The organism is Cypionkella sp. TWP1-2-1b2, assembly GCF_049896245.1.
Lineage (GTDB): Bacteria > Pseudomonadota > Alphaproteobacteria > Rhodobacterales > Rhodobacteraceae > Cypionkella.
In genome coordinates this window covers 29139-38314 of record NZ_JAFCTX010000039.1, presented here as the reverse complement: position 1 = coordinate 38314, position 9176 = coordinate 29139, and the positions used below count along the sequence as shown (strand labels likewise).

General features: G+C 56.1%; 6 protein-coding genes and 3 pseudogenes. 3 read left to right on the top strand and 6 right to left on the bottom strand.

All coding sequences use genetic code 11. The features are described 5' to 3' along the window. Positions 1–174: 174 nt before the first annotated feature. A pseudogene (locus tag ACP7AP_RS19910) lies at positions 175–1059 on the top strand (IS3 family transposase); the annotation flags it as partial. 237 nt (positions 1060–1296) lie between these two features. After that, entirely contained in the window at positions 1297–2406 is a 1110-nt protein-coding gene (locus tag ACP7AP_RS19905; RefSeq protein ID WP_426036985.1) for a polysaccharide biosynthesis/export family protein, read from the top strand. 76 nt (positions 2407–2482) lie between these two features. On the opposite strand, the gene ACP7AP_RS19900 is transcribed toward ACP7AP_RS19905, so the two are convergent. Further along, positions 2483–3139, bottom strand: a complete 657-nt coding sequence (locus ACP7AP_RS19900) for an ABC transporter ATP-binding protein (protein ID WP_426036983.1) — start codon at positions 3137–3139, stop codon at positions 2483–2485. A gap of 10 nt (positions 3140–3149) precedes the next feature. Further along, on the bottom strand, positions 3150–4415 hold the full coding sequence (locus tag ACP7AP_RS19895) for a hypothetical protein (RefSeq protein ID WP_426036981.1): 1266 nt from the start codon (positions 4413–4415) through the stop codon (positions 3150–3152). Positions 4416–4570: 155 nt separating this feature from the next. On the opposite strand from ACP7AP_RS19895, the gene ACP7AP_RS19890 reads away from it, so the two are divergent. Next, entirely contained in the window at positions 4571–5389 is an 819-nt protein-coding gene (locus ACP7AP_RS19890) for an ABC transporter permease (RefSeq protein WP_426036979.1), read from the top strand. Positions 5390–5598: 209 nt separating this feature from the next. On the opposite strand, the pseudogene ACP7AP_RS19885 reads toward ACP7AP_RS19890, so the two are convergent. The 4 genes and pseudogenes from ACP7AP_RS19885 to ACP7AP_RS19870 form a co-directional block, all read right to left on the bottom strand. Next, positions 5599–6354 (bottom strand): annotated as a pseudogene (locus ACP7AP_RS19885) (IS5 family transposase); the annotation flags it as partial. A 38-nt stretch (positions 6355–6392) separates the two neighbouring features. Continuing rightward, positions 6393–7480, bottom strand: a protein-coding gene (locus ACP7AP_RS19880) for an IS3 family transposase (RefSeq protein ID WP_426036977.1) whose coding sequence is annotated in 2 segments (ribosomal slippage) — positions 6393–7219 and positions 7219–7480 — 1089 coding nt in all. Because the reading frame shifts where the segments join, the coding sequence is not laid out codon by codon here. Between the two features lie 71 nt (positions 7481–7551). Next, positions 7552–7734: pseudogene (locus ACP7AP_RS19875) on the bottom strand (transposase); the annotation flags it as partial. A gap of 98 nt (positions 7735–7832) precedes the next feature. Beyond that, positions 7833–8663 (bottom strand): class I SAM-dependent methyltransferase, encoded by an 831-nt coding sequence (locus ACP7AP_RS19870; RefSeq protein WP_426036975.1) that lies wholly within the window; start codon positions 8661–8663, stop codon positions 7833–7835. Positions 8664–9176 lie beyond the last annotated feature (513 nt).

Genomic DNA, 9176 nt, shown 5'->3' with positions numbered 1-9176 from the left:
ACGTCGCCAGAGTTCGGCCTTCTGCTCGTGCGATAAGCCTGGGCGGCCGGTTCGTGCCATCTTGGGTCCTTTCATAACATCTCAAATCAAAGATGTTGCGCTGACCGGTTGAACCCACCACCGCATACTTCGCCAGGGAATCCCCCTCTCGCGGTTTGCACGCAAACCGCTGCCGGGCAGCGGGTGAGGTATGCGTTCATAGCAAACAACCGGTTGGTCTTTGCGGTCAGGGCCATGTGCCGGATGCTGCGGGTTCATCCGAGCGGCTTTTATGCTTGGCTGCGGGAACCCGTTTCCCAACGGGCCCTGAAAGATCAGCGTCAAACCAAACTGATGGAACAGGCTTGGGATGACAGTGGCAAGGTCTACGGCTACCGCAAGCTGCACGATGATCTGTGCGACCTAGGCGAAGACATCAGCCCCAACCGGGCTTGGCGTTTGGCAAGACTGGCGGGCATAAGGGCCCAGATTGGTTACAAAAAGAAACCTGGGTCTTACGGCGGCAGCCCTGCGGTGGTGGCCGAAAACACCCTGAACAGAGAGTTCAATGTCGAGGCTCCCGACCAGTTCTGGGTCACCGACATCACCTACATCCGCACCCACGAGGGTTTTTTGTATCTCGCTGTCGTCATCGACCTGTTTTCCCGGCGCGTGATCGGTTGGTCCATGCAGGGCCGCACCTATACCGACCTGCCGCTGCAAGCCCTGCTCATGGCCGTCTGGCGGCGCAAACCCAAAACCAAGGTCTATGTGCATTCCGATCAGGGTTCCCAGTTCACCAGCTATGAGTGGCAGGAGTTCCTCGAACAGCACAACCTGTCCCCCAGCATGAGCCGTCGCGGGAACTGCTGGGACAATGCGGTCGTAGAGAGCTTCTTCAACCTGCTCAAACGCGAACGTATCAGGCGCAAGAAATACAAAACCCGCGAAGAAGCCCGCCGCGATGTGTTCGACTACATCGAGTTCTTCTACAACCCGCAGCGCAAACACGTTAGAAACGGAATGCTGTCACCGATCAACTTCGAACAGCAGCAGAAACTGAAGCTGCAAGGCGTCTAGCAAACCAGGGGCTATTCACTTGTTGTAATGATCAGTATGTCTAGGACTATTTCGATAGCTTCGAAAGTGTAGCGGGCGACCCAAACTATCCACCGCTTTCTTGCCGAGCCCATCGAACACCAGTTTCGCTGCGGAAAGACTGTCGATATGGAGGAGATGTCTATTGGGTAAACGAGGGCGTCAAAACGTCGGGGGTCTGCTGCCGTGCCATTTAAGTTCACTTTTCTGGGGCTTGTGATGCTTGCCGCCTGCGGGACTTTGCCGCGGGGTGCTGGTTTGCAAGGCGAGGTTTTGGCACATCGCAACGAAACCGTGAAAGGCTCAGACGTCGACGGCGCGGTGCCGCTGCCCTCGGAATTCGCGGTTGAGCCGATCACGCGGGACAATCTGGCGCGCTATGCCAGCTGGCCGGCCGTTGGTGAAACCAGCTTTCCTTGGGTCAAGCGCGTTGATCAGCCCAATGGCCAGATCATTGTCGCAGGAGACATGATTGCTGTCACGATATGGAACACCGAGGAAAATGGTTTGCTAGGTGGGCCGGGGCAGCGCGTGGTAAATATTCCTGCCGGCCAACTGACCTCGACTGGCCAGGTCTATTTGCCCTACATTGGCCCTTTGAAGTTAAGCGGGATGTCGCCTGAACATGCCCGCGATGTTGTGGAGCAGGCCTATAAAAAGGTGGTGCCCTCGGCACAGGTGCAGCTGAACCTCACCAGCGGGCGGCAAAGCACCGCCAGCATTGTGGATGGGGTGGCGCATCCGGGGGCGTTTCCCTTACCGGATCGGGATATGACCTTGCTGGATCTGGTGGCGCAGTCGGGTGGGGTCATCCCGAGTATTGTTAATCCACAAGTACGCCTGCAGCGTGGCAGCAAAACCTACGGAATCGCCTTTAATCGGGTCTTGGCTGATACCTCGCTGAATACCACACTGACCGGAGGCGATCGCATCATCATCAAACAGGATGAGCGCTACTTCCTTTCTTTGGGAGCCAGTGGGACACGCGCTTCACATGCTTTCCCGCGTGAGGATGTGACCGCTCTGGACGCGCTATCAATTATCGGCGGGTTGGCAGCCGAGCGCGCCAACGCTCAAGGCATCTTGGTGTTGCGCAGTTATCCGGCCAAGGCCGTGCGATCAGACGGCAGCGGACCACGCCACACGCGCACCATCTTCACAATTGATCTGACCAGCGCCGATGGGTTGTTCAGTGCGGGTCAGTTCCAGATCCGTAATGGCGATCTTATCTATGTCACTGAAAGCTCGCTGATCGGCACCCGCAACGTTTTTGGCGTCATCGGATCGATCTTCGGTTTGGCCAGACAGGCAGATGTGCTGACAAACTAAGCGCGGGGTGCCCGGCGATCCTGCATCGCAAGCAAAAGGCAGATGTGACATTATCCGCCCTTTGCACGGAGCATAGCTATTCGGCCATGTTGCGATTGTGGTGTGCGATCGCCTCTTCGATATCTTCATAGTAACAGAGATGACCGTCCTCCAGCACAACGCCAACCGTGCACATTTCGCGCACCATTACAGTCGAATGACTGACTACAAAGGCCCCCGCCGTTTGCATCCGCGCTCGGAACAGCCGCGAACTTTTTGCTTTGAAGGCCGCGTCCCCGACGGACGTCACCTCGTCGACCAGATAGGTGTCGAAGGGAATTCCCATCGATGCCCCAAAAGTCAGGCGCGCGCGCATACCCGAAGAATAGGTGCGAAAGGGCAAACGGTAATGCATGCCGAGCCCGGCAAAATCATCAACAAAATCAACCAGTTCGTCGGAATCGACTCCGTAGATGCGGGCGAGAAACCGGATGTTCTGCACGCCGGTCAGTTCGGGGTGAAACGATCCAGCAAAGCCCACCGGCCAAGAAATCGCGCCTGTCGAGATGATCCGCCCAGAGGTCGGGGCCAACGTGCCTGCGATCATTTGCAACAGCGTGGATTTTCCCGCGCCATTGCGTCCCAGCAACGCCACCGATATCCCCGAGCGGAACTCGAGGCTGACATCCTGCATGACTACTTTGCGCTGACCATTCAGCACAAAGACCTTGGTTAAGTGTTCCAGCCGGATCATCGCGCGCTGTTTACCGCCTGTCCTTGAGAGAGTAGCCCACCAAGGCCGCAATTGCCCAAGCCAGAAACATGAAAAGCGCAAACACTGCCAACAGAGTTGTCCGCTGCGGAAAGCGCGATACTTCTGCCGTAGTAGGCAGGATATGGGCAGCCAGATAGCGGGTTTTGCGCTCTACCTCGGCCACTGCAGCATCGTAAGCCGCCAAAGCCGCGATGTAAGAACGTTCGGCAAACTCTCGCTCCACGGCCAAGCGCTCATAGTCACCGGCCATGCTAGCGAAAGTATCTGCCTTACTGCCGTCTTGCGCCATGCCAACCTTGCTGCGTTCAGCGGTAATACGCATGTTAATCACCGCTATCCGGCGGGTGACCTGCACCATACGCGGGTCGCTTTCGGGGGTTCCAGCGAGCAGATCCTGCTCGATCTGTGCGGCGGCAAGTTGATTTTGCAGCGAGCCCACCAGTCCTGCCTGTGCCTGAATATCGCTGCTGGGGTCAACGATCTGGTGCTCGATACGGAACTTCGTGATCGCTTCGCGGGCGGTGCGCAGGCTACTTTCAGCAGTTTGCAGCTCTCCGCGCGAATAACGGATCGTGTCTTCGCGGGCGATGCTGCTCAGATCGTTGATCATCTGCGAGCTTTCCTCGAACAAGGTCTGCGCGATCTGTGTCGCATCCTCAGGCGCGAAGGCCAGCACCCGTACTTCGATCAATCCTGTGCTGCTATCATAGGATATGCGCACCATCTTTTTCCAATAATCGACTAAATCTTCGACCGAGCCTGACGGATCAAAGGCAAACAACGGATCACCCTGCGGTTTTGACCACATCTTTCTCAGGCCCAGACTGGCATCCATATCGGCAACCAGTTTTTGACTTTGCAGAAACTGGTACAGGATGTCGGTGTCCGACGAGCTGGATTTGGTGATGCCTGTCAGACCGCCCAGCAAGTCCATCGCCGAACTTGCCTCTTCGCGCCGCACCGAAAAACCCACGGTCGAGGCGTATTGATCGGCGGCCTTGCCCCAAAGATAGAAAGCCCAAATCCCGACCGGCAGCAGCATGACTAGGGCGAAGCTGAGCAAAAGGATGCGGTGGCGTTGCCGGAACTTTGCCACGCCGACCGGATTGCGGATTGGCCGAGGGCTGACCTCGGGTGGGATTGCCGGACGCGGAGCGCCGGGGCGAATGGGCTGGACTGCCGCCGCTACAGTTTCGGGCCCTTTAGCGGGGCCTGCGACAACGGAGTCTGTGGGCGAGTTCGGGGCTAAAGACACGATGCCTCACGGAATGGTTTGTTTCTCCTTTTCATTTTCTACATAATTCTAGTGCAGAAGCCCATAACTGATGTAGGGCGCACTCACAGCGCGCGGCACAGTTTGCTGCCGCCCCTTTGTATCGTTAGGTTTACATGCTTAAGGGCCTTGGCAGAATGTCCTCACCCACCATATCAAGTTTGCCGATGCAGACGCCTGCGCAGCACCGCCGCAGTTTCGCGAGCTTGCGGACGATCATCGCTTTGGTGCTGCGTGAGATGTCCACCTCTTATGGCCGCTCTCCGGGCGGCTATCTTTGGGCTGTGCTGGAACCTGTGGCGGGTATTGCGCTGCTGTCGGCTGTATTTTCGATTACCTTCGCCAAACCTGCGCTGGGGGTGAATTTTCCGCTGTTCTATGCCACAGGCATGGTGCCATTCGTCATTTTCACCAGTATTTCCAACAAGGTCGCCAACGCATTGAACTTTTCGCGCCCCTTGCTGGCCTATCCCAGCGTGACCTTCATTGATGCCATTGCGGCGCGTTTTTTGCTGAATATGCTGACCGAGATCATGGTCTGCTATATTGTTTTCGCTGGGATCTTACTTATTTTTGATACGCGGGTGATCGTGAATGTGCCGATTGTGGCCTTGGGTTTGCTGATGTCGGGATCGCTTGCACTTGGGGTCGGAACACTGAACTGCTTCTTGTTCACCCGGTTTCCGCTGTGGCAACAGGCGTGGTCAATCCTGATGCGACCGATGTTCATCTTTTCCTGTGTGATCATGGTTTATGATCGACTGCCTGACTCTGTCAGCTATTGGTTTTGGTTTAACCCGGTTGTGCATGTCATCGGGATGGTCCGTCATGGGGTCTATAGCTCTTACGTCGGGACCTATATCTCGGTCAGCTATGTGTTTGGCTTCAGCGCAGTTTGTATGGTGTTTGGGCTGATCTTTCTGCGGCGGTTCCAGTACAGCATGTTCGAGAGGTAAAGGCCCTTGACACAGGGCGCAGTCGCTTTGTGCGTCGTGCCACCCTACCCGATAGCTTTCTGGTATCTTTTTGCCCAAAAAGCACAGCCGGTGCCAATACCTGGGTTTTGGGCGAAATGCGGGAACGCGCCACAGCCTTGCTGAGCCTGAGCACCGGCGTTGTTGCGTAACTCACGCCTGAGGCATGATTGCCCCTTTCCCCTTCGGGATCAGGCCACGCGGACGATCTCGGCCGTTCCGAGGGCCGAGAAGCGGTTCATCAGGGCGACGCGTATCTGGATTTCCGCAGTTTGACGGTCGGGGTCTCTGGCGGCGATGCGCTCACCGAAGGCTTTGAGACACCGCATCTTTGCCTCGATCCGGCTTCGGACGTGGTATCCGGTCCAGCGCTTCCAGAATGCCCTGCCATAGTGCCGGGTGGCACGCAGGGTTTCGTTTCTAGCGATTGCAGCCGGGCAGTCCTCCTTCCACGGCCGCCCGTTCTTGCGGATCGGGATGATTGCAGTGGCCTGCCGGTCAATGATGGCCGTGTGGCAACGGCGGGTGTCATACGCCCCATCAGCGGTCACGGTGCCGATCTCTTCGCCGTCCGGTATCTGGTCGAGCAGCTCCGGCAGAACGGGACTGTCGCCATCGCTGCTGGGGGTAAACTCCACCGCCCGAATGTCAGACGTGGCCGTGTCCATGGCCAGATGGACCTTGCGCCATTGGCGGCGGCCCTGAACGCCGTGCTTGCGGGCCTGCCATTCGCCGTCGCCGAGAAACTTGATCCCGGTGCTGTCAACGAGCAGGTTCAAGGGGCCATCGGCGCGCCGATAGGGAATCTGGACGGCCAATGTCTTTTGCCGCCGGCACAGCGTCGTGTAATCCGGCACAGCCCAGTCCAGGTCGGCCAACTTCAGCAGGCTGGCCACCATCCCTGTCGTTTGCCTGAGTGGCAGCTTGAACAGAATCTTGATGGTCAGGTAATCCCCCCATTTTTAACGGGGTGCATTTGTAGAACTTACGCGGCCGTTTTCAGTTTCTGGGCGGGTGTGATGCCGCCGATGCCCATGTTCGGGCGGTCGTTGTTGTATGTCCAGAGCCATTGCGTGGCGAAGTCTTGGGCCTCCTTGATGGTTTCGATGATATATTGGTCCAGCCATTCGTGCCGGACCGTGCGGTTGTATCGTTCGATGTAGGCGTTCTGCTGGGGCTGGCCCGGTTGGATGTGCTGGATTGTAATCCCCTGTTTCTCGGCCCATATCAGCAGCTTGCCACTGATGTATTCCGGGCCGTTGTCCACCCGAATGGTGCCGGGCTTGCCGCGCCATTCGATGATCCTGTCCAGGCTGCGAATGACACGTTCGGCGGGCAGCGAGAAGTCGACCTCGATGCCCAAGCCTTCACGGTTGAAGTCGTCCAGCACGTTCAACAGCCGAAACGCGCAGCCATCTCCGAGGCGATCTGCCATGAAGTCCATCGACCAGGTGATGTTAGGGGCCTCCGGCACCGCCAGCGCGTCGGGTTTGTCCCGTTTCAGCCGCTTGCGCGGCTTGATCCGCAGGTTCAGCTCAAGCTCGCAGTAGATCCGGTAGACGCGCTTGTGGTTCCACGGATGACCCTTCACGTTGCGCAGGTGCAGGAAACACAAGCCGAACCCCCAAGTCTTGCGGGCGTCCGTCAGGCCGACCAGCAGATCGGCGATCTCTTCGTTTTCAGCCCTTAACTTCGGGCCATAGCGATAGCAGGTCTCGCTGACCCCGAAGGCCCGGCAGGCAAGAGCAATGCTCGCCCCACGTCGCGCCACCGCATTCTCGGCCATCTCGCGGCGTTGAGATGGCCCTGTCACTTTTTTCCAAGGGCTTCCTTGAGCAAATCCGCCTGCATGCTGAGGTCAGCATACATCCGCTTCAGCCTGCGGTTCTCGTCTTCGATAGCCTTCATCTGGCTGATCAAAGACGCATCCATGCCGCCATACTTCGCCCGCCACTTGTAGAACGAGGCATTGCTCATCCCATGCTCACGGCACAGCTCGGCCACCGGCACACCGCCTTCTGCCTGCCGCAGGATCGCGATGATCTGAGCCTCAGTGTATCTGCTTGTCTTCATTCAGAATCTCCTCGTTCATCTTGCCGAGAAAATTCTACTTATGCAGCCCCTTACTTTCGGGGGGGATTACCCGTCAGACAGAACTGGATCGCGGCATCCGAGAACACCGCAGGGCGACCTGGGCCGCCGTCAGGCGGTGCGAGCCAGGTCATCTCCTTGTCCAGCCAGATCAGCAAAGACCCGCGCTTGCGAAGCGAAGCAGTGTAGCTGGACCAGTTCGTCGTGCGGTAGCGGGCGGGTGATGGCTTACTCATGCGGCCTGTCTAACCGCATGGATTCACGATGTGAATCCTAGGCAGACAGAGTTGTGCAACAATGCCGATCCGATCCACCAAATGCCGGGACTAAACACTTAGAAAATCGTAAAAACCGCAGTTTCTACCCTACCCTGTGCACGGGTATCAGTCGCTTGATCATGCGTCTCTTTATTCATCAGCAGTGCAAATTTTTTATCAACCGCAATCAATGCTGAAGCCCAGTAATCTCGCCAATCCGCATCATAGTTACCGTCAATTTTATCCAACCGCACTGTAAAGCGCCGACCAGACATATAATCTTGCACCGACGATTTATGTGTAACATCGTTCGGGTCCCATAGAATGGGTCGACAGTTATAACCAAGATTCCAAGCCATTTGGATCATTAAGCCAAGGGAAACAAAGCCAACCGGTTCGTTTTTTTGCCCTGCAAAAACGCTTAATGCGTTTAAATGCAGACTGGGATCTTCATATTGAACATGGACGCTACTTCTAAAGCTGCGCACAAAGCCACTGTCAATAATGATAGTAGTGGGACTGTGGCGCGCGATTTGCTTCAAAAAATGATAATGATCCATCACATGGTAATAAATACCAAGACACAGCACAGTATCAAAATGTTGATTTCTGGTCTCATAGAGAAAGTCGTACATGTCTCCAACATTCGCCGTATATTTACCGGAATAACCAAGATCGTCCAAGAAATGTACCGCATCAGCCGCGCGCGCTTCACGACCCTCAATACTGGTAACATGCGATGCACCCGCATCTAGTGCCGCGTAGGTCCAACGTCCATTATTTGCAGCAATATCCAAAACAGTCTTACCCAAAAATGCGTCTAGATTTGAGGTTACAATTCTCTTATACCTCTCCTCCAAGCGCATCATGTTGTTGTTATTACCGTCAGAGAAATTTTTAAAATCCATTCGTCTTCATCCTTTGCGAAGCTAGCAGAACGATATTCTGATTACTCGGTTTTCGACCCCTTGAGGATTTACGTGGTAGCAACGGGCATCAGTATAAGCGCAACATAGCTCATAATCTCGACCAAAAAAAGAGCATGTGAAGAGAGGATGCTCTGCAGCTTACACAAAAACGCCACCCAGCTGTAAGCGATGTTCCTCACAGAACGAGCCGGTCTCACGTCGCAGCATCAGCTGGAAGGGGGAACATCGCTTACCATTGACAGGGTGAGCGACGAAACCAATTCTTTGGATTAAGCCGTGCAAGACGGGCAGCAAGCACAACTGACCGTGCAGCCTCGGTCTCATAGGCCTGCAGAAGCTCTTGCGCCCGCAAAGCCTGCGCGTCCCGCTCAGCGCTGACAGCATCAAGACCAGATTGAAGCGCAACGGACCGCGCAGCCTCCGTCTCATAGGCCAGCAGAAGCTCTTGCGCCCGCAAAGCCTGTGCGTCACGCGCGGCGCTGACAGCATCAA

Excerpts from the sequence above, each read along its gene's own strand:
- ACP7AP_RS19905 (WP_426036985.1), top strand. The coding sequence starts at position 1,297 with ATGCTTGCCGCCTGCGGGACTTTGCCGCGGGGTGCTGGTTTGCAAGGC.
- ACP7AP_RS19900 (WP_426036983.1), bottom strand. The coding sequence starts at position 3,139 with ATGATCCGGCTGGAACACTTAACCAAGGTCTTTGTGCTGAATGGTCAG.
- ACP7AP_RS19890 (WP_426036979.1), top strand. The coding sequence starts at position 4,571 with ATGTCCTCACCCACCATATCAAGTTTGCCGATGCAGACGCCTGCGCAG.
- ACP7AP_RS19870 (WP_426036975.1), bottom strand. The coding sequence starts at position 8,663 with ATGGATTTTAAAAATTTCTCTGACGGTAATAACAACAACATGATGCGC.